Origin of the sequence: Moritella yayanosii (genome assembly GCF_900465055.1) — a bacterium.
Lineage (GTDB): Bacteria > Pseudomonadota > Gammaproteobacteria > Enterobacterales > Moritellaceae > Moritella > Moritella yayanosii.
This window is the reverse complement of sequence record NZ_LS483250.1, coordinates 919032-945777: the sequence shown is the minus strand read 5'-3', so window position 1 is coordinate 945777 and position 26746 is coordinate 919032. Positions and strand designations below refer to the sequence as shown.

The window sequence follows — 26746 nt, the reverse complement described above, 5'->3', positions numbered from 1 at the left end:
CGAATAAAAAAAGGGTAAAATGCATAAACATTTTACCCTTTAGTATTTACATATTTAACTATCTATTTAAGTTAGGCAATAAAGCGCGCTAATGCTTAACGTTTGTTACTGCGCTTAGCTTGCTGACCTTGATCACCCTTATTGGCGGACTTATTTGCACCACTTGGACGGCTGCCTGATGGTTTATTGAATCCTCCACCCTTGACACTGCCGTTCGCATTTTTACTGCCATTGGCACTGCTATTGTTATCTACAGCTGGTTTTTTACGGTTAGGTTTGTTACCAGCTTTATTACCATGTTCGTTAATGCCGACTCCTTCTTGTGGAGCAAGACCTGTGTGTTTAGTTAACGCATTAGTGAACTGCTTAGTACCTGGTTGAGCACGTTGTTGTTTAACGCCTTTATTACCGGTATTCGGCTTGTTCTTACTATTAGCGCCACCTTTACCAAGGTGCGGTTTCGCATTGCTGCGTTGTGCTTGTTTTTCGGCCAAACTCTCTGGTGGTACTAGCTGTTTGGGACCGCGACCAATCAGATGACGGTTACCTGTTTTAAGCAGGAATTCGCGAATGATTGGCCAGTTAGCTGGATCGTGGTAACGTAAAAGCGCTTTGTGCAGACGACGTTGACGCGCACCTTTTGGTACCACGACTTTTTCATCTGTTTCACGTACTTTATGTAATGAGTTAAGCTCTGTGTAATACACCGCCGTTGCATTCGCAAGTGGTGAAGGGTAGAAGTTTTGTACTTGATCAAGTTTGAACTTATACTGTTTTAACCATAAGGCTAACGTCAGCATGTCATTATCATTGGTACCGGGATGTGCAGAGATGAAATAAGGGATAAGATACTGTTTCTTACCTGCTTCAGCAGAGAAACGATCAAACATTTCTTTAAACTTATCATATGTGCCCATACCAGGCTTCATCATGATATCAAGCGGTGACTTTTCGGTATGCTCAGGGGCAATCTTCAAGTAACCACCGACATGATGCTGTACTAATTCTTTTACATAACGTGGATCTTCAATCGCTAAGTCATAACGTACACCCGATGCAATTAAGATCTTCTTAATGCCCGGAACTTTACGTGCGCGACGATACAAGTTAATTGTTGGTGTATGGTCTGTGTCCATGTGCTTACAAATGGTTGGGAAGATACAAGACAGGCGGCGACACGTCGCTTCTGCTTTTTCACTCATACAACCTAATTTGTACATGTTTGCTGTTGGGCCACCAAGATCGGAGATAACACCGGTAAAACCAGGTACTTTATCGCGAATGGCTTCCATTTCTTTTACGATAGAATCTTCTGAACGACTTTGAATTACGCGACCTTCATGTTCGGTAATCGAGCAGAAAGAGCAACCACCAAAACAACCGCGCATAATATTAATCGATGTTTTGATCATGTCATAGGCCGGGATCTTTTGGTCGCCATAGCTTGGATGTGGAACTCGCGCATATTCTAAATCAAATATGCCATCCATTTCACCTTCTGCCAGCGGTGCCGCAGGTGGATTTAACCATACTTCACGTGAGCCGTGTTTTTGGATCAAGGCACGTGATGAAATAGGGTTCGTTTCCAGATGGAATACACGCGATGTATGCGCATATAACATTTTATCTTTTTTGACTGTTTCTAGATCGGGTAGGCGAATATAGGTTTCAAACCAAGGCATTTGCTTAGGCGCTTGCATCACGATAGGTTTCGCTACATCCGCATCAGAATTATCGATGATCTCTTCTTTGTCTTGTTTCGAGCAGGTTTCATCAATTTCTGTGTACGGACTGATAATAGGTTCAATTTTACCCGGTGTATCTAATGTACGAGAATCAATACCTTTCCAAGTGGGTAGTGGTTCTTTTAGCATGACAGACGTACCACGAACATCTTTGATGTCTTTAATTGATTCGCCACTGGCAAGACGGTGTGCAACTTGGATCAATGGACGTTCTGCATTACCGTAAATCAGCATATCCGCTTTTGAATCAGGTAATACTGAACCACGAACTTTGTCTGACCAATAATCATAGTGCGCAATACGACGTAGACTGGCTTCGATACCACCAATCACAACGGGTACATCTTTATAGGCTTGTTTACAACGCTGGGTATAGACTAATACGGCACGATCGGGTCGTTTACCGCCGATATCACCTGCAGTATAAGCATCGTCATGACGTAACTTAAGATCTGAGGTATAGCGGTTGATCATAGAGTCCATGTTGCCCGATGTGACACCGAAGAACAGATTTGGACGGCCTAATTGTTTAAACGCTTCTGCATCTTCCCACTCTGGTTGTGAGATAATACCCACACGAAAACCTTGTGCTTCTAAGGTTCTGCCAATAATAGCCATACCAAAACTTGGGTGGTCGACATATGCGTCACCTGTAACAACAATAACGTCACAGCTGTCCCAGCCGAGTTGGTCCATTTCTGCACGTGTCATGGGCAAAAATGGTGCAGGTTTTGATACCCTATTTTTAAATTTTGGATATGAAAAAAGATCTTTGGCAGTTTGTTGCATAAAGTACTCTTGGGTATTAATTTTAGTGCGCAAAGTTAATTGCGAAGGCTATTGTCACGACTGGAAAAAATACTATAAAGAGAAGCCAGCCGTTACTGAGGGCGGATTATAGCCACTTATAACGTCTTTTGCGATTAAAAATGGCAATAAATATTTAGCTTGCTTGTAACAAATTGAAAAACTGAGTCAAATTATTTGCTTCATAATCGGCTTTGTAGTCCAGATTAGGAACAACTTGCTCTGAACCAGTTAACCAGACAGTAGTCATACCAAGGGTTTTAGCCGGTTTTAGGTTACGTAATTGGTCATCAAAGAAGACGGTGTTATGACTATCAATCGCGTGTTTATTACAGAGTGTTTGATAGCTTGAATTGTGTGGCTTTAGCTCATAATTAGCGTCTTCTAATGAAAAAATAGCATCGAAGCAATCGATAAGTGCTAATTCAGTCAGGATTTTTGTCGCGTAATGCTTTGGTGAATTTGTGTAGATCATTTTACGGCCAGCCAATTGGTCAATCTGTTGACCTAAATTTGGCTGTGCTTTAAGCGACGACATATTGATGTCGTGGCAATAATGAATGAAATCATCACGATTAACATTATGGTGTTTGACTAACCCTGTCACTGTCCCGCCGTAATCTCTGTAATACTGATTCGATAAAAGTGTCGCCTCTGGAAGAGGTAATGATAATGCATTTGAAATGAATTTATGCATGCGTGACTCCACTTGTTTTAAAATCCCCAGCTTAGGAGAATAAAGTGTGTCATCAAGATCGAACAAGTAAGTATTGGCTTGATTTATTTTCTGCATATTATTCTTCTCTATTTTTACTCGGTGTAACGCATTAATAGTGCATTTATTGCGTGATGATAAATCTGAATGAATAAGCAAACGGAAATTTGGGTGAATAGTAGTGTAAATGCACGTTAATGCCCAGCTCTCTTGCTTAGTAAATACATGGTATTGCTTAAATTGCGTCTATTTTTTGTGTCTAGAACTCCAACCAGATGAAAAACGTTAAAAAATAGGTGCTTAATTTTTCAGAAACTTTTATTCTATCCACTGTGTCTCAACATTGTGAAAATAATATGATAATTAAACCAAAAACTCGCGGTTTCATCTGTACCACATCTCATCCTATTGGTTGTGATTTTAATGTTAAAGAACAGATACAGTATAATAAAGAACAAGGTGTGATTGAAAATGCACCAAAACGTGTATTGGTAGTTGGCTCATCAAGTGGTTACGGGCTTTCGTCTCGTATTACCGCTGCATTCGGTGGTGGTGCTGCAACTATTGGTGTGTTTTTCGAAAAACCGGCAACAGAGAGGAAGACAGGTACAGCAGGTTGGTATAACAGTGCTGCATTTGAAAAATATGCAGCAGAAGAAGGCCTATATGCAAAGAGCATTAATGGTGATGCATTCTCTGACCAAGCAAAACAAACTGTAATTAACCTAATTAAAGAAGATCTAGGTCAAATTGACCTTGTTGTTTATTCATTAGCATCACCAGTACGAAAGTTGCCAAGCACAGGTGAAGTTGTACGTTCTTGCCTGAAACCTATTGGTGAAACGTATACTGCGAAAGCGGTTGATACCAATAAAAACAAAATATTTGAAGCAAGCGTTGAACCTGCAACAGAGCAAGAGATCCAAGATACCATTACCGTCATGGGTGGTGAAGATTGGGAACTGTGGATGTCGGCATTATCGGATGCTGGCGTATTAGCTGACGGATGTAAAACCGTGGCTTACAGCTATATTGGTACCGAAATCACATGGCCTATCTATTGGGATGGCGCATTAGGCAAGGCGAAGCAAGATCTTGATCGTGCTGCGCATGCGATTGATGCCGACTTGAAAGCAAAAGGTGGCAGTGCAAACGTAGCGGTACTTAAAAGTGTTGTGACACAAGCAAGTGCTGCAATTCCGGTTATGCCGCTTTATATTGCAATGGCATTCCGTGTAATGAAAGAACATGGTTTACATGAAGGTTGTTTAGAGCAAATTTCACGTCTATTCCGTGGTTCACTTTACCCTGAAGGTGTTAGCAGTGCGAAATTAGACGATGAAAATCGTCTACGCATGGATGACTGGGAACTTCGTGATGACATTCAAGCGACTTGCGTGAAGTTATGGGACGAAGTGACAGATGAGAACTTATTTGAAACGACTGATTATCAGTATTACAAAGATGAATTCTTAGCATTATTTGGCTTTGGTATCGAAGGCGTTGATTATGATGCTGACGTTAATCCAATTGTTGATTTTTCACCTATTACACTTGATTAGTTTAGCGCTAAAGTAAACGCTAGTATTAATCGATAAAGTAGCGGAAATTGAACTGTAATTGTATAAACCGCGCGTGTTATTAGATTTTCCATCTAATTAAAACCGCGCGGTTTTTTATATTTGCTTCATTGTTTAACTTCACGTATACCTATAGCCTTATCTTCTGCATTCACAAATATGAGGAGCAGGCATGGCCTCTCTGAACAATAAAAAACTTGAAAATATCTTAACTGAATTTATGCAACCTCATCGCGTACGTGACTTTACGGTCAACGGTATGCAGGTTCAGGGTAAAGACACGGTGACAAAAGTGATCACGGGTGTCACTGCTTCTCAAGCTTTAATCGATGCTGCTGTTGCGCAACAAGCTGATGCAATTTTAGTTCACCATGGTTACTTCTGGAAAAACGAATCACCAGCCATCACGGGTATTAAATACAATCGGATTAAAACACTGATTAAAAATGACATCAACTTATATGCTTATCATTTACCGTTGGATATACATCCGGAATTAGGCAATAACGTAGAGTTAGCTAAATTACTTGGTATTACTGTACGTCGTGGTTTAGAACCATGGGATAAAGCGAGTGTTGCTTTAGTGGGGAAATTCGAAGAATCGATCTCAACTGCAGAACTTACACAACGTATCGAAACTCAACTTAACCGTGCACCGTTGGTTGTTGATGCGGGTAAACCAATTAAATCGGTGGCTTGGTGTACCGGTGGAGGTCAAAGTTATATTGAATTAGCAATTGAACAGGGAATTGATGCATTCATCAGTGGTGAAGCATCCGAACAAACTATTCATTTAGCCCGTGAAGCCGGTATGAGTTTTTTTGCAGCGGGTCATCATGCAACAGAACGCTACGGTATTAAAGCATTAGGGGAATGGTTAGCGCAAGAGAAAGGGCTGGACGTTACCTTTATTGATATAGACAACCCAGTTTAACTAGCAAACTTGTTCATAAAAACATTACAGTTAAAAGTATGATGGTGTATGAGTAAACTACTGTTGTATTTATTAAACTCAGTATTCATACGTTATCGTATTCTGAATACTGAGTTTCAAATCGGTTAAAATATTTGCTCTGATGTCACAAGCTAATGCCTGCGCTGGACATGCTTTTTGGCGATAATATTTGGCGTAAGACTCAATTTCGCCCTACTTAACTATCAATTACAAATCCTTTGCATTAATAGTTAGCTTAGTCAATTTAATTAATAACGGCTGAGATGTTTCTAAATTTAATAATTCTTATTATAGGGGATTATTTGATTACATTTAACCCTTTGTTTTTATATGGTCTATTCTTGTTACACGGAAAACCGATTACAGAGGATGTAATGATATGGATATGCTTGGTACATTCAAGTTGTGGTTAAAACATGATGAAAGTAAGCTAGCTAAAACATGTCATCGCTGTGCTCGTGGGGTTATGCATTTTTCAATTCCTGTTATTCCTATTTTACATCCTTTAATATTAAGAGTTCACCTCTTTATCTCCCAAGTATTCACTAACACCGTTAGAATTTTTTATTGGACACCATTATTTAAAAGTCGACTACTGACGAGACCGCGTAATTTGTATTTGTATTCAGGGATGCCATTAGTATTAGGGCATTTAACCATTGAAATGGGTGATAACTGTCGTATTTCAGGGATATCAACATTAAGTGGCCGTAGTATGAATGGGAAAGCATCGCGGCTAGTCATTGGTAATAATGTGGACATCAATTGGCAAAATAATATTGCTGTCGGTGGCAATATTATTATTGAGGACAATGTAAGGTTAGCAGGACGGGTATTTCTTGCCGGCTACCCCGGCCATCCTATTGATGCGCAAGCGCGTGCAGATGGATTGCCAGATCTTGATTCGCAAGCCGGTGATATTATTCTAAAGCGAGATGTTTGGCTTGCTACGGGTGTCAGTGTCATGGCTGGAGTGACTATCGGAGAAGGTACTATTGTTGCTGCTGGTAGTATCGTGACACGAGATTTACCTGCAGGTGTTCTTGCAGGAGGCACTCCAGCGAAGGTCATAAAATCACTATGAAAAATGCACAATGGATTGTATTTGGTGAAGATTGGGGGCGTCATCCGAGCAGTACGCAGCATTTAATGAAATGTATGACTAATCAACATTACGTGTATTGGGTTAACTCAATTGGTTTAAGACGACCCAAATGGACAGATGGTAAACGTATCATCGAGAAGTTCAAACAGTTAAAAAATGCCACAAATAATGATTTTAATCAGGGTAATACTCAGCAAGATACGGGAAAACAACCTTTGGGCATTCTTGCGCCTGTTGCCATTCCTTGGCCTGGTAGTTATATAGCTTATGTGATTAATCGCTTGCTACTAACTTACCAAACACGCGCGTTACTTGCTAAGCATAAAATTAAAGGCAAGGTACCAAGAATATTGTGGCTATCATTGCCGACGGGTCGCTGTGTTATTGGCACATTAGAAGAAGATATCGTTGTTTATTATGCGGGAGATGATTTTAGCGCATTAAACGGTGTTGATCATAAGCAAGTCAGTTTTGAAGAAACCGAGTTAGTTAAAAAAGCGGATATCATCTTTGTCGCGAGTGAAAATATAGCGCGACACCTGCCTCAGGAGAAAACATACTTATTACTACATGGTGTTGATTTAAAACATTTTTCGTCAGTGTGTAAACGTCCTTACAATTACCCTAAATCGGATCTGGTTGTTGGTTATTATGGCAGTATTACCAGTTGGTTAGATTTTGAATTAATTAGATTTCTTGCGCTATCACGGCCAGATGTAACGTTTTTATTTATTGGCAGAATTGAAATAACTGATTGTGAACTATTCGAGTATAACAACATTATTCATTTGCCTGATATGCCTCACGAGCAACTTATTCAATACGCGGCTAATTGGCAAGTATCACTTATTCCATTTGTAGATAATGAACAAATACGTGCATGTAACCCTTTAAAATTGAGAGAATACCTCGCTATTGGGCATCCTATTATTAGTACTAAATATCCTGCCGTGTTGCCGTTTAGGGACTGTATTTATGTAGCTGATGATAAATATCACATGTTAGAACAATTAAATATTGCGCTGTTATTGCCAAATAATAAATTGGAGAAATTAACAGCTCGGTCCCGAAAAATGGTTGAATCTGCAACTTGGCAAGCTCGTTGTGACCTTGTTACGAGGCTACTGACCGAAAAACTGGCCATTAAAAACAGACTGTAGCATCAAGAGTAGTGTGTCACATTAAGAGTAGTGTGTAGGGGGGGGAATATGAAAGGATTGATTCATTATAAATGTACTCGACTTCAATTGCTGATCATTCCGTTTGTATTGCTTCACGGATGTGCAACGCCACCAGCGGCTGTCTCTATCCAAGTGTCCGGAATTACACTCATATCGCCGCCTGATAAACCAGTCGTGCAACCTAGAAAATTAAACTTTGTGTTTGCATATAAGCAAGTGAGACTGACGAAAAGTCAACGTAACCGGTTGCTTTATCTCTACGATTGGCAGCACGGCGCTATTATTAGCTATGGGAAAGCGAAAGCAGAGAGTGATTACGCATCGTTATCTATCGGCCATCAACGTGTGCAGTCCGTAGTACAATCGCTCACAGAAAATCAAGAGGTTATTCAGATTACCTTTGATCCACTGTTACCCATTGATTCAGTGCTGATTGAAGAAAAGTTAATTAACAATAATAGACTAATAACAAATGAAGCAATCGACTTGTTCGACAATGCTAGGTTGTAAATATGGGTACCATTATTTGGGGAAATATTTATAGGTTTATCGAGATAATGTGGCGTCGGCGATATTACCTTGGGATCTCTATTATATTAGCGGTGTTTATTGCGTCATTAATTAGCATGATGACACCAAAACGATACGGTTCACATACATCTATTTTGGTTCAGGAAAGTTCATTGCTAAATCCATTTTTGGAAGACTTATCCGTGTCTTTTAACCTTGAAGACCGCATGGTTGCATTACGGGTTTTGGTACATAGTCGACATATATTATTTACCGTGGCAGAACAAAATGGCCTCATAGATAAAAACAGTGATTATCGCGAAAGAGATTTGATTGTTAAAAAGCTTTCAGGCGCGATTACATTAAAACTGTCTGGTGCAGACTTGGTTATAATAACGCTAACTTGGGATATTCCAGGACAAATGAAGTTGATTTTAAATTCTGTTAGTCAATTGTTCATTGATAGTTTAATGGCGCCGAGTCGTGCGTCAATCATTTCATCGGAGAAATTTTTACTTACACAGTTAGAGTTGAGGCGTGACAAATTAGTCGCAGCAGAAGAAAAAATGGCCGCCTTCCGTCGCCAACATCTCGGTGTTTTACCTGAGTTATTTATTCAAAACAACCAGACATTGTTTTCGATTCATAGTGCAATTAGAGGTAAAGATATTGAATTATCAGGAGCTTACGGACAGTTGAACAGTTTGAAGTTGAAGTTGGCTCAAACTAATCCCGTAATCGGTATTGTCGAAGAACAAATAGTATCAGCAGAAGCAAAATTATCATTATTAAAAGCGAGCTATACCCGTAAACATTCTAAAGTACAATCCGTTGAATTACTGTTAAAAAATCTTAAAAACGAACAAAAAAAATTACTCAGTAAAAATGTTAAATTTACTGACGAACAGCTAAACCAGTTATGGAATCTTGCTTCTGTACTTGACGGCGGTGATGGTGAGGGTAAAGCCCCATCATTATTACTGTCTCAGTTAGAAAACCTGCAAACGTCACAATCACGCGTCATTCAATTGGAAAATGAAATTGCAATGTTGCACCAACAATCTAAGCGTTTAACGAGTAACGTTGCAATGGAGGCCGATGTTGCTAAAGAGCTTAGTGCCCTAGAGCGTGATTTGATTGTGAATACAAAATTGTATCACGATCTGCTAAATCGTCATGAAATGGCTAAAGTCACTGGTGAGTTAGGTCGGCATGAAGAACCTGAAAAAATCAAAGTGATCGACATTCCTTTTACTCCCGGTTATCCCACAAATTTGTCTTTATCTCTGTATATCGTTATGGGCCTTATTGGTGGCATTGGGTGTGGTATTAGTCTGACTGTGGCAGCTGAATTATTAGACGATACTCTATGGCATATCAGAAATGTCAATGCATTTGATAATATAAATATCCTCGCGCGATTACCTTCGATTGATTATGAAAAGGATAGCGAAAATGAAAATAATGGTTGAAATAATCCAGCATCTAAAACCCGGTGGTATAGAAAAATTGGTTTTTGATATCATGCGCTTACAAGAATCTAATATCGAGGTGTATATCGTTGCTCTTGAAGGTGAAAAGTCAGTTTGTTTGGCTCACTGGCCGATATTGAAACGTTATCAAGAGCGGTTAATATTTTTGGACAAACAGCCTGGATTTAAACTGGTAACCGTAAGGCGCTTACGTAAAGTATTAATGTCATTGGATACCAATATTATACATACGCATCATATCGGACCGTTACTTTATGGTGTAATGGCAACCTTAAGATTAACAAATATACAGCACATACATACAGAGCATGATACGTGGCACTTGCTTGATAATAAACAGTTACAGATGACAAAATTAATGTTGCGATTGAATCATATTACCTTAGTCGCAGACGCTGAGACTGTTGGAATACAGTTATCACAAGTACTAGGTCGAAGTGTAGCCCCTGTGACGATTTTAAATGGCATAGATACCGAAAAATTTTCTCCGAGTTTAAACCACAAGCGTTATAAATACAGAGCAAGGGTGTTCAGAATTGGCTGTGCAGCAAGATTAGTAACGGAAAAATCATTAGATATTTTGATTAAAGCGGTTGCTGATATACCTAATGTTGAGTTGTATATTGCTGGAGATGGCCCTGAAAAGCAAAACCTGACCAATTTAGTGCAGGAATTAGACCTATCAACTAAAGTTAAATTTATTGGTTATACAGATGATATGGTTGGATTTTATCATCAATTGGATTTATTTGTATTAACCTCATCTAATGAGGGACTACCGCTGTCAATTTTAGAAGCGCAATCTTGTAATGTGCCGGTTGTCTGTAGTGATGTGGGAGCCGTGCATGAAGGTGTATGCAAACAAACGGGGCATTTAATTAAACTAAATACGGTTAATGAATTTCACGTTGCGATTAAAGCACAGATGAAACGTAGCTCTGAGCATTTACCACGTAATTTCATTACTAAGCACTTTGATATAAGAATGATGATTAAAGCCTATAATCAATTAATTAAGGAGTAGCTATGGATTGGCTTCTGTTTGGCTCTATCGTATCGATCAATTTATTTATCTATCATCATTGGGTTTATCCGAAGTTTTTGCAGTACTATGCAAAATCACGGCCTGCCGACGGCAGGGTAGATACATTTAAATCTCGGAATTACATATCCAACGATGTAGACCGTGTTCTTCCTATTATCACTATTGTGATGCCGGTTTTTAACGAAGCTAAACATTTAGGCGCAAAACTCAGCAACTTATTAATGCTGGATTACCCAGAAAATAAGCTCAATGTGGTGCTCGGTTTTGATGGTTGCACTGATGATTCAGTTGCTATTGCGAAGGGATATTTAAAACAATATCAATTACATAATGTAAATCTTGAATTAGATATTACTGAAGATAATTACGGTAAGGTGCATGTTATAAATAAGTTGTTGATGCGCTATAAGTTGACATCAGATATTTTAGTATTAAGTGATGTGAGTGCATTAATTTCGATTGATGCCATGCAAATATTTGCATATCGCATGGCCGAAAAAGGGGTGGCTGTTGTCACCGGGGATTACCAACTTTATGATCATGGATCTAAAGGCGAGGCACATTATTGGAACTATCAACGTAATATTCGTCGAGCAGAGAGTATTACAGGTTCTATTATTGGCCCCCCTGGTGCTTTATATGCGATTAAAGCATCATTGTTCGAAGAGATCCCAGTTGATACCATTAATGATGATTTTGTTTTTCCAATGTTGCTAGTTAGCCGTGGTTATCGCGCGGTATTGGATGAACGTATTTCGATTATTGAGATGGAAGCAACCAATGAAGCTAGTGATTTTTCTCGTCGCACACGTATTGGTGCTGGCAATCTGCAACAAGTATTAAGATTACGCGGTTTGTTTTCATTTCAACACGGTTTGACTGGTTTTAATTTTTTCAGTGGTAAATTTTTACGCACGTTAATGCCCTTTAACTTATTAGCTTTATTTGTATTTACTGCTTTGTTAACAAATAGCAATGCAACGATTATTGCCAATACCGCTTGGTTTTTGTGGCTAGGGCAATGCTGCCTTTATGGTGGCTCTGCGCTGGGATTATTGTTTGATGCAGCACCAGTGAAACAACCTTGGGCATCTTTATATTATATAGCTGTTGGGTACATGGCGAGTTTTTATGGTGGCATCCGCTACATTTTTGGTTTAGATCGTGGTACGTGGATCAAGATTAATACCGCACAAGCAACATCTGATTTTCAGAAGAAAAGTGTGGTTATACCTAAGCGTTTTTCAGATATTGTTATATCAATCGTTGCGCTGGCTATGTTCATTCCTATGGTGCCATTTATTGCGCTGGCGATTAAATTAAACTCAAAAGGACCGATTTTTTATCGTCAGCTTAGGGTGGGTGAAATTCGAAATGACTATGTGGAAGTGTTTATGCTGATAAAATTTAGGACCATGGGCGTGGAGTGTGAGTCCAAATCGGGTCCTGTATGGGCGCAGAAACAAGACTCAAGAGTGACATCGGTAGGGCGATTTTTACGTAAAACGCGCATTGACGAATTACCGCAATTGATTAATGTGTTGTTAGGAGATATGGCGATCGTAGGGCCAAGACCGGAACGGCCCGTATTTTGTGGTAAATTAGAAGAGAAAATCCCTTATTATTTAGAGCGTACAAACGGTGTTAGGCCTGGTATCACAGGCTTAGCTCAAATATATCAAGGTGCAGATACATGTTTAGAAGATGTTCAAAATAAACTGTATTGGGATCATACATATGCTCTAAGCCTCACGAGTTTTACGCGTTGGCTCAAAGCAGATGTGATGATCATATTAAGAACCTTTTTAACGATGGTGACGCTTAAAGGTAATTAATAGGACGTTATTACTGCGCTGTTTCCATTGCCGTATCTTCTTTCATTGGCTGCTCATATTTTCGTATTTGAATGAGCATGCCAAACATAGGGTGGTCAAGGTAATGTATTTCACCACTTCGAATCACACGAAGCTGCTGCATCGGATAACTATTCAAGAAAGGCACCGTTTTATCTTGAGGTTCGATAATTGTAGTTTCTTCAACCGTAAGTGCACTGCCATCGGCTAGTGAATTTTCGTCTTGAGCTTTGGCGGTATCGACGTTAACTTCCGCGTTACTTAATACCACTTCGGAAGGAACCGCGGCTTTCGGCTCTAAATGAATACCTAATAATTCTAATAGGTCAATATTTTCAACATTTGTAGCTTGGTTTGATTCTGGTGATTCCGCTGCAATGCTTTCCTTAGCGATAATGGTTTTAGTTCCTTCTTTACGCACAAATAGATTTGTTTTTGCATAAAGATAATGCTCTAGATAAATGGTCAACTCACCGTCAATTTTCCAAACGGGTGCGGTTGGCTCTGCAGATACATCAAATGCACCGATTGGTGTTACAACAGGTACTAATTTTTGGGTGATTACATCGCCATTTTGTTGATACTGTTGTTGATAATTGTGACCTGCAAACAATCTGATGGGTACCGCTTGGTTGCGGTCTTTTGGCTGCATACGCCATGCGGAATGCAAAACAACATTATAATTAGCGTGATCGTTTAATGCTTTAAATTGCGCTGCAAGTTGTAATTCACTTGCTGGCACTATTTCTAGGGCTGGATCCTTAACGTTATCTTTTAAATTAGCACCATCGATAACCACATTTGTTGTTTTGATGATGTCCGCATTTGTATTAGCACCCTGTACCAGAGACTCGTCTCGATCAACACCGAAAACAGGTAAAGTTTGGCTATCATCAATAATGGTTGGTTGTAGACCACCTGCAACGATATTGCTTTCATTGCCTAACGCTAGCGTATTGATGCCGTGACTACTATTGGGAGTGATTAAATTATCGTCATTGATAAATAATGCCATCGGGTTCTTATTCTTTTTAGAATAAGTTGGATATGCAGACTGGTCCCAGTGTTCAGTTATTTTGGTTGGGTTGATATTTCGCTCGAATAAAATGACTTCGACTTCAAACCAACGTTCTTGATCTGCCGCGCTCACTGCAAATGAACTACCAACTGATAGACCTACTAATAAACTGATTAACAAATTTTTCAACGTTTAACTCCTGCAATTTTATTTTTTGCAAATTCAACTAGCATTGCTTCAACTAGCTTAACTCGATCTTTTGCATCCGGTGATTTGATTGCAAACTTTAATTTTGATGGACCATCCATACTATAAACACGTGGCTGTTGTTGGATAAGACGGATAAGATAACCGACATCAACCTGATTATCATCGCCGAAGCTAATATAGCCACCTGCGGGACCTATTTCAAGTCGTTTAATACCTAAAGGTTCTGCTTGCAATTTTAACTCGGTTTGACGGATTAAGTTTTTAGCATTGTCGGGCAATAAACCAAAACGGTCAATGAGTTCAACTTGCACCTCACGTAACTGCTCTTCAGTTTGACAACTTGCGATACGTTTATACAGTGATAAACGTATATTAACGTCATGAATGTAATCATCTGGCAATAACGCGGGCACATGCAGTTCAATTTCGGTTTGATTTTTAAGGGCTTCTTCAAGTGAAACTGATTTTCCTTGTTTGATACTTTTCACTGCTTGATCGAGCATGTCCATATACAGCGCGAAACCAACTGAGGTTATTTGACCACTTTGTTCATCACCTAATAGTTCACCGGCACCACGGATCTCAAGATCGTGCGTTGCCAAGGTAAAACCTGCCCCGAGGTCTTCTAGTGAGACAATTGCTTCAAGACGTTTTTTAGCGTCGCTGGAGATACGCTTCGGATGCGGTGTTAGCAGGTATGCGTAGGCTTGGTGATGAGAACGACCAACACGACCACGTAATTGATGAAGTTGTGCTAAACCGAGATTATCTGCGCGATCCATAATGATGGTGTTCGCGCTTGGAATATCGATACCGGTTTCAATAATGGTCGTACAGACTAAAACATTGAAGCGCTGATGATAGAAATCTGCCATAACCGATTCTAATTGACGTTCTGCCATTTGTCCGTGGGCTGCAACAATGCGCGCCTCCGGTATCAGTTTTGCGAGTGTTTCTACGGTTTTGTCTATTGAGTCGACATTGTTATGCAAGAAGTAAACTTGGCCACCACGCATTATTTCACGCATGATCGCTTCTTTTACGATATTTTCGTCGTATTGGCGAACAAATGTTTTCACCGCTAAACGTTTCGCGGGTGGTGTGGCGATGATAGATAAATCACGCATGCCATTCATTGCCATGTTCAATGTTCTTGGAATTGGTGTTGCTGTTAAGGTTAAAATATCAATGTCCGCACGCAACGCTTTTACTTTTTCTTTTTGGCGTACCCCAAAGCGATGTTCTTCATCGATGACCAATAAACCGAGATCAGAATATTCAATCTTGTTACTGAGCAATTTATGTGTGCCGATGAGTAAATCAATTTTACCGTTTTTGACGTCAGCTAAAATCAACTTCTGCTCTTTCGCTGTTTTAAAGCGAGAGAGCACTTCAACACGTACCGGCCAGTTAGCAAAACGATCTTTGAAGTTTTCGAAATGTTGCTGAGCAAGTAAGGTGGTCGGTACCAACACGGCGACTTGTTTGTCGTTCATCATTGCCATGAAAGCGGCGCGCATTGCTACCTCCGTTTTACCAAAGCCTACATCACCACAAATCAGACGATCCATGGTTTTATTTTGACGCATATCGTCCATGACGTCTTGAATTGCAGTTTTCTGATCGTCAGTTTCTTCAAACGGGAAACCATCGGCAAAGGCTGCATACGATTCTTTATCGCATTTATATTGAAAACCGCTTTTAGCCGCTCGCTGTGCGTAGATATCTAATAATTCTGCAGCAACGTCTCGAACACGCTCCATTGCTTTGGTTTTGGATTTTACCCAGCTATCACTGCCGAGTTTATGCAGTGGTGCCGATGTTTCGCCTGCACCGCTATAACGACTGATAAGGTGCAGTGCTGAAACGGGAACATAGAGCTTTGCCGCATTGGCGTATTCTAACGTTAAAAACTCAGTTTCCATGCCGGCATTAGTAATGATCTGTAGACCAAGATAACGGCCGACACCGTGTTCGATATGTACAACCGGTTGACCGATACTTAATTCTGTTAGGTTTCTGACTAGCGCATCGTTATTTGCTTGTACTTTTTTATCGGAGCGGCGACGCTGGATGATCTTGTGTCCAAGCAATTCGTTCTCGCAAATAATCGCCACATTTAGATCGTCAATAATAAAGCTGTGTTCACACTGACTAACCCAAATACCGATCACTGGTTTAGCTTTCAAAAACTTGGCGATACTGGTCATTGCCTTAGGCTTTAACTTGGTTTTTGCAAGTAGCTCTAATAGTGTTTCACGGCGACCTTCAGATTCAACACTGAAGATTATTTTACCGTCAAACCCTTCGATAAATTCTAGCAAAGGTGCTAACGGTGCTTTTTTCTGATGGTTAATGGCTATTTCAGGTAACTTGCTAAAGCCTAGGTTGGTATTACCTGCTTTTTTATTCAGAAATTCACTGCTTAAACTTACTTTACTATACTGGCCAAGTGCTTGGAATAATTCTGAAACAGGTAAGTACAGTGAACTTGGTGTCAGTAATGGACGTTGAATATCATGGCGGCGATCTTCGTAACGTTGTTCAACGTCTTGGAAGAACACTTCGGATGCTTGATGTAATTCACCGACTTGCGCAATAGTCAGTTGTTTAGGTAAATAATCAAATAACGTGGCAGTTTCAGTTAAGAATAACGGGTGATAGTACTCAATACCTGCAGGTAAGAAGCCTTTGCTGACTTGCTGATAAATGGATTCAGCTTCACGCGATGGTGTGAACAATGCTCTAAACTGCTGACGGAATAACGCTATCGCTTTAGCATCTGTTGGGAATTCGTGAGCGGGTAATAAGTTTATCGCGTCAAGGATCTCTTCCGAGCGTTGTGTCTCGGTATTAAACCCACGAATTTCTTCTACTTCATCATCAAAAAAGTCGATTCGAAACGGCGATGAACTGCCCATCGGATACAGGTCAAGAATAGATCCGCGTGCAGAAAATTCACCATGTTCTAGTACTTGGTCAACGGCATTGTAACCACTGGTTTCTAACCGTTGGCGCATCGCGTGCATGTCAATTTTATCGCCTGTTTTGACGATTAAGCTATGCTGGGCTAAAAAACTGACTGGCGCGATACGTTGCATCAAGGTATTTACCGATACAATAATCAAGCCGCTGGTGGTTTGTTGGAAGCGGTGCAAAGCATGAATACGTTGCGAGATAATATCTTGATGTGGCGAGAAGTTATCATACGGCAGTGTTTCCCAATCAGGGAAGGTAATTAGCGGTTTGTCGTCGGCTAAAAAGTGCCGTACTTCTTGCTCAAGCTTTAATGCACTTGGAGTGTCTGCAACAACCGCAAGGATAGGCGATTTGGTTTGTGAACATAGCTCGGCAAGTGTGAATGCGAGGCTACTGCCTACAAGGTTACCATAGGCGATCTTGTCGCCTTGTTTTTTTGGTAACGGTAAAGAAAGAATAGCTGTTGATTTCATAGTGGTCAGTAATCTAATCGTAATTATTGAGGATTGTATTGTGGATCATCATTTTTCAGATCATGTTGTTGGCGTAGCTCGGCACGTTGTTTAAGCTGTAGCTGTTGAATGCGTAATGTTGCGCGGATCAATATTTCGCGGTCGATATCACGGATACGTGTATACGACGCTGTGTATTCAATGAGTGTCGGGTCTGTTTCTTGTACTTCACGTGCAGAGATGGTGCCGTAGCAATAAATAGCCGAAGAGTCGTTCGGTAAAAATATCTTAATGCGTACTGCTTGGTCTAAGGTTAAATCACCATGCGCTAAAAATTTTATCTCTCCGGCACCAAATACTGAGGTGTCAAAGCGAGACTCTGGGTGATCTTGTTGTGCTAATACGTAGCCCATGATCAAGTTTATTTTGTTGTTTTGCATCTGTAAGAAATCAGCAAGCGCGTCAGCTTGTTCACCGATATTGCGAATAGAGCGCAGGGCAGAGCTATCAATTTCAGCAACATCATTGGCCATTTTAAATGGGATTGGCATTTCGTTTTCGAGTGCCAATCTAGATGTTGGGACTTGATCAATAGAAACTGGTTCAATATTGACAGATAAACTGTGCTTAATAGAAAAATATTGTTGAGTCATTGCAGTCATCCTTTCTAGATTGCTAACCGGTTATTGTGCCATATTAATTTATATTTATCTTGTTTACTTTATGGTAATAGGTTTTTAAGACGCTGTTTTAAACCAGAATAACTAATCGGTCACAAGTTGAAGACAAGGCATGATTTTACTTGCTCATTAGTGGTCATGTCTCTAGAATGAATAGCAGTTTTTAGCAAGGACTTCTTACTCTATTTATGTATTACCCTCTAAGTTTATTTATCGGATTGCGCTACACTCGCTCGAAGCGCAACAATCGATTTGTTTCATTTATTACCTTATTCTCGACCGCTGGCATCACTATCGGGGTATTAGCCTTGATCACTGTTTTATCGGTAATGAACGGTTTTGAGCAAGATTTGAAAACGCGTATTCTCGGTGCTGTGCCGCATGTCATCGTGACACCTAAATCTGGTTCGGACAATATCGATGAAAGTTTATCTGCTTTAGCTGACGATCCTTTAGTTGCCGCGGTTACACCGTTTTTACAAGCAGATGCCATGGTACAAAGTAAAAGCCAGATCCAAGGCGCGCAGTTACAAGGAATAGACCCATCGTCCTATCCGCAATGGGACGTTATTCGTCAGAATATGCTTATCGGTGATATCTCATTACTGCAACCAGGTAAGTACAACATCATAATTGGCCGGAGCATGGCAAAGTCATTGAATGTTAAACTCGGCGATAAAATCAGACTTATTTCGACTAAAGGCAGCTTTTTCACCCCGATGGGTCGAGTGCCGAGCCAACGTAAATTTACGGTGGTGGGGATTTATTCTGTCGGTTCTGATGTCGAAGCCACCCAGGTATTAGTGAATATCACTGATGCGGGTAAATTGGTGCGCTTATCACCGTCAAGTCCGATGCAACATCGTGTTTTTGTATATGATCCGTTTTCGGTTAATGAACTAGCGAGTCGAGATTTCTTCAGTAACTTTGATTCGTTGGATTGGCAAACAACCCGTGGTGAATTATTCCAAGCCGTGAAAATGGAAAAGAACATGATAGGGTTATTGTTGTTCTTAATTATTACGGTGGCAGTATTTAACATCTTGTCATCGTTAGTCATGTTAGTGACGGAGAAAGAAACAGACGTCGCGATCATGAAAACCTTGGGCATGAATAGACCTACGATTGTGCAAATATTTGTTATCCAAGGCGCTTGGACTGGCGTATTGGGTGCCGTTTCTGGCGGGCTTATGGGCATTGCCTTGGCAGCCAATATCAATGAGCTTATGTCATTAATTGGACTCAACCTGCTAGCGCAAGCATCGGGTGGAGCCCGCTTATTACCTGTGTTATTTGATTGGTCGCAGATAGCATCAATTATTTTCGGTGCGATTGCATTAAGTCTACTCGCAACACTTTACCCTGCATTTAGAGCGGCAAATGTAAAACCTGCCGAGGCATTACGATATGAATAATTCTTTATTAGTTTGTAAAAATCTCGAAAAAGTTTACCAAGAAGGTAACCTTGATACCCACGTATTAAAACAAGTGTCGTTAACTGTCGAAAAAGGCGAGTTAATTGCGATTGTTGGCCGTTCTGGTTCGGGTAAAAGTACCTTGTTGCATTTGATGGGCGCGTTAGATATGCCGACTTCAGGTTCTGTTTATCTTAATGGTGTCGATATTCATAGCATGTCAGAGAAACAACAAGCTACGATGCGAAATCAGAATATGGGTTTTGTGTATCAATTTCATCACCTACTCAATGAGTTCACTGCGTTAGAAAACGTGTGCATGCCGTTATTAATAGCGGGTATGAAAGTCACACTGGCTAAGCAAAAAGCCTTGGCTATGTTAGCGCGAGTGGGGCTATCTCATCGTGTTGAACATAAACCAAGTGAGCTTTCTGGTGGCGAACGTCAACGTGTAGCGATTGCACGTGCGTTAATTAATGAGCCGAATATCGTCTTTGCAGATGAACCCACCGGTAACCTAGATCAAAGCAGTGCGGATACTATTTTTAATTTGATAAAAGAATTAAATGAAACTTGTGATACCGCCTTTATTATTGTTACTCATGATGAACAGTTAGCGAACCGATTAGGTCGTACTTTGCATATGGTTGATGGTGTATTGACCAATGATTGCGCAACAGTACAGGTAAATGCTGTGATGGAGGACGTATAATGTTTCGTCCGTTAGCCGCTTATATCGGATTGAGATATACCTCGTCGAAGCGCCGTAATGGTTTTATCGCATTTATCTCGGCGTCATCAACGATTGGTATTGCGTTAGGGGTGATGGTACTGATCATTGGTTTATCGGCCATGAACGGTTTTGAATATGAGCTTAAAAATCGGATCTTAGCGGTTGTACCGAATGGAGAGCTTGAAGGTGTGAGCCAACCTTTTGATGATTGGCAGCGCACACAGGCGCAATTACTTGCGCATCCAGAAGTTGTCGGTGCCGCGCCTTTTATTAAGCTTAATGGCTTATTGCAAAAAGGAAATGAACTAAAGGCGGTACAACTTCGTGCTGTAGACAGTGAGGCTGAAAAGCAAGTATCTGAAGTGTATCGTTATGTTGCAGAGGGGAGTTGGGATAGCTTAAGTGATCCTACTAATAACAGAACAGTTGTGATTGGACGGGGTATTGCGAAAGAGTTGAATTTAGAGCTTGGTGATCCGGTCACGGTATTATTATCGCAGCAATCAGGCCGATCATTTAAGGCGCCACGTCGGTTCAGATTTACTGTCTCTGGCATTATTCATCTTAGTGGTCAATTAGACAATAACCTTGCTTATATACCTTTAAGCGCAGCCCAAGAAATTCAAGATAAAGCGTTTAAAGCGGATGGTATGAGTATTAAGGTAACAGACATTTTTTCTGCTAACCGCATTGTTCGTGAAGCGGGTAATCAGTTAGATCATTACTTGTATATTCGCAGCTGGATGACCAGTCAAGGCTTTTTATACCAAGATATACAAATGGTTAAAAGCTTGATGTACGTGATATTGACATTAGTGATTGCTGTGGCCTGTTTTAACATTGTCACCACCTTGGTCATGGCTGTTAATGATAAGCGCGCTGACATTGCGATATTGAAAACCATGGGTGCATCAAATACACTATTACGTTTAATTTTCATTGTACACGGTGGGATTAACGGTATTCTTGGTGTGGTTTCCGGTACGGTGTTAGGTATTCTGATCTCAGAGAATCTCACGGTGATTATCCAATTTATCGAAGGTTTGATCGGTCAGGAATTCTTATCCGGTGATATTTACTTTATTGACTTCTTACCGTCACAGCTCGCATTAAATGATGTGCTGGCGGTGGGTAGTGCCGCTATGATTATGAGTGTGATAGCGACAATTTATCCTGCGAATAAAGCGTGTTCGGTACAGCCTGCGCATGAATTAGGCAATAAATAACGCGCTTCCTCGTCCATTTCTGCAGATATGAAAAAGGCCACCATCACTGATTAAGTGCTGTGGCCTTCTCATTTTTAACTATTATTTTGTGCGTGACTCTTTACGTTTGTTCCACGCATTAATAATTTTCCAACGCCATAGCCAGCGAATACTAAAATAACCTACGATAGAAAAAAATGCACCGGATACAAAACAGCCGAGTAAAAATGCTGGTCCATATAAAGATATTGCCTGCATTAACCATTCTAAAGTTAGCTCAAAAGAGAATGGGTGAACTGGTACTTGCAATAACCATGCACCTAACTCATAAGTAGCATAAAACATCGGTGGCATGGTCACAGGGTTTGATAACCACACTAGTGCTACTGATAAGGGTAAGTTAACACGAAATAAAATTGCAAAACCGGCTGCTAATAACATCTGAAAAGGCACGGGAACAAATGCTATAAAAAGACCAACAGCAAAAGCACCTGCTGCTGATCGGCGATTTAAGTGCCAAAGGTTTGCGTTGTGTAACAGGTCACCAAAGATCTTAAGGTGCTTGTGTTCTTTGATTACCTCGGGATCGGGGAGATATTTTTTAATTAAATTCTTAGGCATAATTCTAATCAAATGTCAGGGGTAATGAATGACCTTAAAGGCCATACTACTTTCCATTACCATATTAATAAGTATGTTCTTTGTAGATATTGAACGTATTGAATTTATCACGATAATAACAGTCGCTGCCTTCATCCTTGTTTACGTTAAAGTACCACCTATATTAGTACTCATGTTTGTCGTATTAAGCTGGTCTACGTTGTATAAAAATAACGTGATAAATGAATCAAATACATTATTATACAATGCGGTGTCCCAACACAAAAAACTGTCAACTACAGTAGCACAAGACAATATCATAACGGCTGAGGTAATAACATTAGTAAATAAAAAAAACCGACTTTTGTTTGATGTAAAGGTGATAAAAATTAATGATATGTTGCTTTCTTCTATGCAACCGAAACTAGCCTTAAAGTGGCCAAATCCAGACTATGATTATCCGGGTGAACTTGGGATTGGTCAAGTGTGGCGCTTTAAGGTACGACTAATTAACACTAAGCAACTGAAGTTGTTATCACGTCATATAAAGTTCGCTGGCATCATAACAAAAGGAGAGGTAATACGATCTAAGCTTAGTTTACGTGGCCATTTGTATCAAATATTCAAGTCAGTATTGCCAGCCAATCCCAACCCTATGTTGTATGCTTTAAGTTTTGGAGACCGACATTACATTACCAATGAACTTTGGACCCAACTACAACAACTGGGCATTGGTCATCTTGTTGCTATTTCTGGTTTGCACATTGGTCTTATATTTGGTTTTTGTTATATTTTTATACAAGGGCTGTTAAGGTTGGTTAACACGCCTCATTATCTCGTTATCAGTTTATCGATGAGTCTTATTGTTGCAATTTTTTATGCTTGGATTGCGGGTTTCTCATTACCTGCACTACGCGCCATTATTTTGCTATGCCTGCATTGCTTATATCGTGTGCAATATTACAAAGTTACTTTGTCTCAACTTTTTTCAATGATGTTGTTGATTACTTTACTACTTGATCCCTTAGCGGTATTTTCAATAAGTTTTTGGTTATCATTTTCAGCGATGGCGGCTGTTTTCATACTGGTGTGGTTGAATAAGCCAACTAAACCTGTCGCAATAGATCGTAACAGTGTTGTTACCAATAAGGATAGAGTAACAGGGATCATTAAGGGGGCTCTGCATAAAGTTACTCACCTTTGTTATAGCCAAGTGTTACTCACGGTACTTATATTACCTATTCAGGTGGCCGTATTCTCTGGATTCAGTCTGTTGTCTGCGTTGGTTAATTTAGTTTTTATCCCAGTCTTTAGTGTATTGATATTACCTGTATTGCTACTGGCGGTGCTGTTATTAGCGATCATGCCAGGGCTGAGCCGTATCTTGATTGCTAGCGTCAATGAGGTATTGAATTTTATCCAAGGTGTTTGGGGAGTATTAACGGTTAATGATGTAATTTGGCTGGAGTTTGATGGCACATTCGATAATACTTTTTCTAATTGTCTGTTACTTATGCTCGTACTATTGATTGTAAGTTTTATATTAAAACCGTTCCGGGGTACATTACATGCTTTATCTTTGTTATTATTACCTTTAATTTGTTATAGCTATTTCAATTGAATCAGGAATGTTTTATGAATAATACCGTTAAGGCAGTATTTTTATCTGCATTTGTATTTCCAGGGGCGGCTCATTGGTGGTTAAAAAAACAGCTGGCGGCAGGACTATATGCAATTGCTGCGGCATTACCACTTTATTACATAATAGATGTCACTATGACGCAAACGCAATTGATAATAGACAGAGTATTGCTGGCTGGTGGGCAACTAGACTTGCTGAGGATTAATGAATTAGTAATACAACAGATGGCGAGTCTCGATACTCAAGGCATTGAGCTTGCTACAGCCATGTTACTTTGTGTATGGCTGGTCAATATTATAGATGCAATTAGACTAGTACGAAAACGTGAGCATGAATAAACGTCTTTGTAATTTACGTGCTCATGAAGCATAGATGGCAGAAAAAGCTTGGTCTAAGGTATCAAAATGAAAAGTAAAACCAACATCGAGTAATCGAGTTGGTAATACCCGTTGGCCATAAATAATAAGGTCAGCACGTTCGCCCAATAACAGCCGTAAAAATAGTGTAGGGATAGTAAACCGGGCTTTCTTACCAAAGCAAGCGGCTAATTTATGCGAAAATTCTCGATTGGTTACAGGATTTGGTGATGTAAAGTTAAAAGTGCCTGATATGGATTTGTTCTGTATGACATAATTGATGGCCGCGACCATATCATCAATATGTATCCACGACATATATTGCTCACCTTGCCCGATCGGACCACCAAGGCCTAATTTAAAAAGCAACTCCATTTTTTGTAAGGCACCTTTGTGCTTACCTAATACAATACCTGTTCGTATGATTGCAGTACGCGTTAACGGGCAGGCTATTCGGGCTATTTCTTCCCAGTGTTCACAGAGATGGCTCGCATATTCTGGATGATGCTCGGTATGATTTTCGTCAATAACCTGCGCGCCTTGACGACCGTAGGCACCAATGGCTGAACCACTAATAAAAATCTCAGGGGTGATGGTCTTTGTTGAGATTAGGTCCACTAAATCTTGGGTTATTTCCCAGCGACTTGATTCTAAAATATGTTTGTGTTTGACACTCCACATTTTATCCATAATCGGTGAGCCGGCTAGATTGATCACTGCATCAATATGAATCGCACTCGGTAATTCAAGTAACTGCGAGATGAACCTGATGTTGTCAGTTGAAATATGCGAAAAAATATTTTTGGCATTACTGATATCGCGGGTTAATACCGTGAAATCATAATCAGCATGAAAGGTGTTAATAAATGCTTGGCCGATAAAGCCAGTTCCACCTGTTATGAGAATATGCATACTTGCCCCTTCGTAATTATCCTTCCTTTAGTGTAGGCTATTTATGTCTGTGTTATCACTATTTTGACATACAAAATACAAGCATACGTTTCTTCGCTCGTGCCACTATTTTACATTGAGGTAAACTGGTAATAAGTAATTCGGTTTCGTCTGACTTTGGTATTACAAAGTAAGTGTCTGTTGATATGTGTTGTACTGCAAATTCCAACTTCACTTTACGTTCAACTGCTACCCCACGTGAGTAAAATTGTGCGGAAAACGGGCGTTTGTCGATATACACCAATTCACTATTTTGTGCTTGGGCTAACCAAGCTTGCATTAACCCTTTTTCGGATTGCTTGCCTGTCACTTCAGTTCGTAACAACATAGCGACAATTAAAACAAGTATCGGTGTTATTAAGCCTGTTTTATATACCTTGGTTGATAGTGGATTGTTACGTTGATATACCACCATCAATAATGCGAAAGCGGGGAGGCAAGGCATAACATAACTTGATAATATATTACCGCTGAATGTGAACAGTAATAATGGCGCTAATAACCATGCCCATAAAAAACTTGTATAGTTAAGTTCGGTTGTATCCTCGGCTCGTTGTATCGTCGTTTCATTTGTTGTTTTATTTTTGATAGTGTTTGTTGCTTGTAAGCTTTTAACCCATTGATAAATAAAAATAGGTGTCCAGGGTAGCGCTGAAACAATAGCAAATAACCAAATTGTACCTTTTATCTCTTTATGTGCAGTGCCGTATAAATCACCTTGCCAGCCACTGACTAAGAATCGCTTAATGTGCTCACCTACAATAAAGTAATTAAGGAAACCCGGAGATGAGTACTCTGCAATGATGTACCAAGGCAGACTTGTCGCAAGGAAAAGGGGAATACCTGTTTTCCAAGGTAAGCTGCGCAACATACTCATCCAGGTTCTGTTAAATAAGGCCCAAATAAACAAGCTCATGCCAATGAGTACCAACGCTAAAGGACCTTTGGCTAACATACCCACAGTCAGGCCGATGAAGAACAAATGTCCCCACAATACTGACTTATTTTTATAGTTAAGCCAAAAAGCGGCCATGCTTAACGTGATGCCTAATGTTAACGCCGTGTCTGTCATTACCGCACCAGTAACAACAATAAATGTTGTTGTCGTAGCAAGGATCCCTGCTGCTAACCATGCCTCTTGTTTACGCTCTGAACGACTGCGTGATGGGATGAAGCGATAAGCAAGCTGGGCGACGATGAATAATATCACGCCCCCAGCAAGTAAGTGAGGCAATCTAACTGCGAATTCATTCAACCCAAATAGCGTAATACCCGTGGCGCTCATCCACGTAAATAACGGCGGTTTCCCCCAAAATGGGACATTGTAATCAAACATCGGCGTGATCCAGTTACCTGTTTCAGCCATGATCCTCGCCATTTCGCCATAGCGAGCTTCGGTTGTGTCCATAAGTGGAAACAAACCAAGGGTAAATAATCTTATTGCTATCGCTGAGACCACGAGTGTTATCGCAATTTTGGTTAGAGAGACATTGTTTACTGCTTTATACATGTTATT

Annotated in this window: 21 protein-coding genes; 13 read left to right on the top strand and 8 right to left on the bottom strand. The window is 40.1% G+C overall.

Translation table 11 applies throughout. The annotated features are described in order from the left end of the window. Window positions 1–95 precede the first annotated feature (95 nt). Both MORIYA_RS04210 and MORIYA_RS04205 read right to left on the bottom strand, forming a co-directional pair. Window positions 96–2534 carry a YgiQ family radical SAM protein gene (locus tag MORIYA_RS04210; RefSeq protein WP_112712962.1) on the bottom strand — a complete coding sequence of 813 codons (2439 nt, stop codon included), beginning with the start codon at window positions 2532–2534 and terminating at the stop codon, window positions 96–98. 154 nt (window positions 2535–2688) lie between these two features. Further along, window positions 2689–3345 (bottom strand): pyrimidine 5'-nucleotidase, encoded by a 657-nt coding sequence (locus MORIYA_RS04205; protein WP_112712960.1) that lies wholly within the window; start codon window positions 3343–3345, stop codon window positions 2689–2691. Between the two features lie 278 nt (window positions 3346–3623). Here MORIYA_RS04205 and fabV point away from each other — a divergent pair, with 278 nt between their 5' ends. From fabV to MORIYA_RS04165, 8 genes are all read left to right on the top strand, one after another. After that, window positions 3624–4829 (top strand): enoyl-ACP reductase FabV, encoded by a 1206-nt coding sequence (gene fabV / locus MORIYA_RS04200; RefSeq protein WP_112718428.1) that lies wholly within the window; start codon window positions 3624–3626, stop codon window positions 4827–4829. A gap of 190 nt (window positions 4830–5019) precedes the next feature. Beyond that, a complete protein-coding gene (locus MORIYA_RS04195; protein WP_112712958.1) occupies window positions 5020–5781 on the top strand; it encodes a Nif3-like dinuclear metal center hexameric protein in 762 nt (253 codons plus the stop codon). A gap of 406 nt (window positions 5782–6187) precedes the next feature. Next, entirely contained in the window at window positions 6188–6886 is a 699-nt protein-coding gene (locus MORIYA_RS04190) for an acyltransferase (RefSeq protein WP_197713413.1), read from the top strand. Next, window positions 6883–8067 carry a glycosyltransferase family protein gene (locus MORIYA_RS04185; protein WP_112712954.1) on the top strand — a complete coding sequence of 395 codons (1185 nt, stop codon included), beginning with the start codon at window positions 6883–6885 and terminating at the stop codon, window positions 8065–8067. The genes MORIYA_RS04190 and MORIYA_RS04185 overlap by 4 nt, the downstream gene beginning before the upstream one ends. Before the next feature lie 48 nt (window positions 8068–8115). Next, window positions 8116–8598, top strand: coding sequence for a hypothetical protein (locus MORIYA_RS04180; RefSeq protein ID WP_112712952.1), 483 nt, complete (start codon window positions 8116–8118; stop codon window positions 8596–8598). Between the two features lie 47 nt (window positions 8599–8645). Then, window positions 8646–10070 (top strand): capsule biosynthesis protein, encoded by a 1425-nt coding sequence (locus MORIYA_RS04175; RefSeq protein WP_232011505.1) that lies wholly within the window; start codon window positions 8646–8648, stop codon window positions 10068–10070. Beyond that, window positions 10054–11115: a glycosyltransferase gene (locus MORIYA_RS04170; protein ID WP_112712948.1), complete on the top strand. Its 1062-nt coding sequence runs from the start codon at window positions 10054–10056 to the stop codon at window positions 11113–11115. The genes MORIYA_RS04175 and MORIYA_RS04170 overlap by 17 nt, the downstream gene beginning before the upstream one ends. Before the next feature lie 2 nt (window positions 11116–11117). Further along, window positions 11118–12971: a sugar transferase gene (locus tag MORIYA_RS04165; protein ID WP_112712946.1), complete on the top strand. Its 1854-nt coding sequence runs from the start codon at window positions 11118–11120 to the stop codon at window positions 12969–12971. 10 nt (window positions 12972–12981) lie between these two features. On the opposite strand, the gene MORIYA_RS04160 is transcribed toward MORIYA_RS04165, so the two are convergent. From MORIYA_RS04160 to MORIYA_RS04150, 3 genes are read right to left on the bottom strand one after another with little or no spacing between them, the layout of a single operon-like run. Then, window positions 12982–14196 carry a CsiV family protein gene (locus MORIYA_RS04160; RefSeq protein ID WP_112712944.1) on the bottom strand — a complete coding sequence of 405 codons (1215 nt, stop codon included), beginning with the start codon at window positions 14194–14196 and terminating at the stop codon, window positions 12982–12984. Then, window positions 14193–17669 (bottom strand): transcription-repair coupling factor, encoded by a 3477-nt coding sequence (mfd, locus tag MORIYA_RS04155; protein WP_112712942.1) that lies wholly within the window; start codon window positions 17667–17669, stop codon window positions 14193–14195. The genes MORIYA_RS04160 and mfd overlap by 4 nt, the downstream gene beginning before the upstream one ends. Window positions 17670–17692: 23 nt before the next feature. Next, the gene (locus MORIYA_RS04150; protein ID WP_112712940.1) at window positions 17693–18301 is read right to left on the bottom strand and encodes a hypothetical protein; all 609 of its coding nucleotides are present in this window, start codon (window positions 18299–18301) and stop codon (window positions 17693–17695) included. A gap of 215 nt (window positions 18302–18516) precedes the next feature. Between MORIYA_RS04150 and MORIYA_RS04145 the strand changes: the two genes are divergently transcribed. From MORIYA_RS04145 to lolE, 3 genes are read left to right on the top strand one after another with little or no spacing between them, the layout of a single operon-like run. Then, the gene (locus tag MORIYA_RS04145; protein ID WP_112712938.1) at window positions 18517–19743 is read left to right on the top strand and encodes a lipoprotein-releasing ABC transporter permease subunit; all 1227 of its coding nucleotides are present in this window, start codon (window positions 18517–18519) and stop codon (window positions 19741–19743) included. Next, a complete protein-coding gene (lolD, locus tag MORIYA_RS04140; RefSeq protein WP_112712936.1) occupies window positions 19736–20455 on the top strand; it encodes a lipoprotein-releasing ABC transporter ATP-binding protein LolD in 720 nt (239 codons plus the stop codon). Before MORIYA_RS04145 ends, lolD begins: the two co-directional genes overlap by 8 nt. Continuing rightward, window positions 20455–21702 (top strand): lipoprotein-releasing ABC transporter permease subunit LolE, encoded by a 1248-nt coding sequence (gene lolE, locus MORIYA_RS04135; protein WP_112712934.1) that lies wholly within the window; start codon window positions 20455–20457, stop codon window positions 21700–21702. Before lolD ends, lolE begins: the two co-directional genes overlap by 1 nt. An 81-nt stretch (window positions 21703–21783) precedes the next feature. Here the strand turns inward: lolE and MORIYA_RS04130 are convergent, their stop codons facing one another. Next, window positions 21784–22302, bottom strand: coding sequence for a DUF2062 domain-containing protein (locus tag MORIYA_RS04130; protein WP_112712932.1), 519 nt, complete (start codon window positions 22300–22302; stop codon window positions 21784–21786). A 358-nt stretch (window positions 22303–22660) separates the two neighbouring features. On the opposite strand from MORIYA_RS04130, the gene MORIYA_RS04125 reads away from it, so the two are divergent. Both MORIYA_RS04125 and MORIYA_RS04120 read left to right on the top strand, forming a co-directional pair. Beyond that, window positions 22661–23902, top strand: coding sequence for a ComEC/Rec2 family competence protein (locus MORIYA_RS04125; RefSeq protein ID WP_232011504.1), 1242 nt, complete (start codon window positions 22661–22663; stop codon window positions 23900–23902). A 14-nt stretch (window positions 23903–23916) separates the two neighbouring features. Next, window positions 23917–24261, top strand: coding sequence for a hypothetical protein (locus tag MORIYA_RS04120; RefSeq protein WP_112712928.1), 345 nt, complete (start codon window positions 23917–23919; stop codon window positions 24259–24261). Window positions 24262–24282: 21 nt separating this feature from the next. On the opposite strand, the gene MORIYA_RS04115 is transcribed toward MORIYA_RS04120, so the two are convergent. Further along, window positions 24283–25191 carry a TIGR01777 family oxidoreductase gene (locus MORIYA_RS04115; RefSeq protein ID WP_112712926.1) on the bottom strand — a complete coding sequence of 303 codons (909 nt, stop codon included), beginning with the start codon at window positions 25189–25191 and terminating at the stop codon, window positions 24283–24285. 58 nt (window positions 25192–25249) lie between these two features. After that, on the bottom strand, window positions 25250–26740 hold the full coding sequence (locus tag MORIYA_RS04110; protein WP_112712924.1) for an ArnT family glycosyltransferase: 1491 nt from the start codon (window positions 26738–26740) through the stop codon (window positions 25250–25252). Between the last annotated feature and the right edge of the window lie 6 nt (window positions 26741–26746).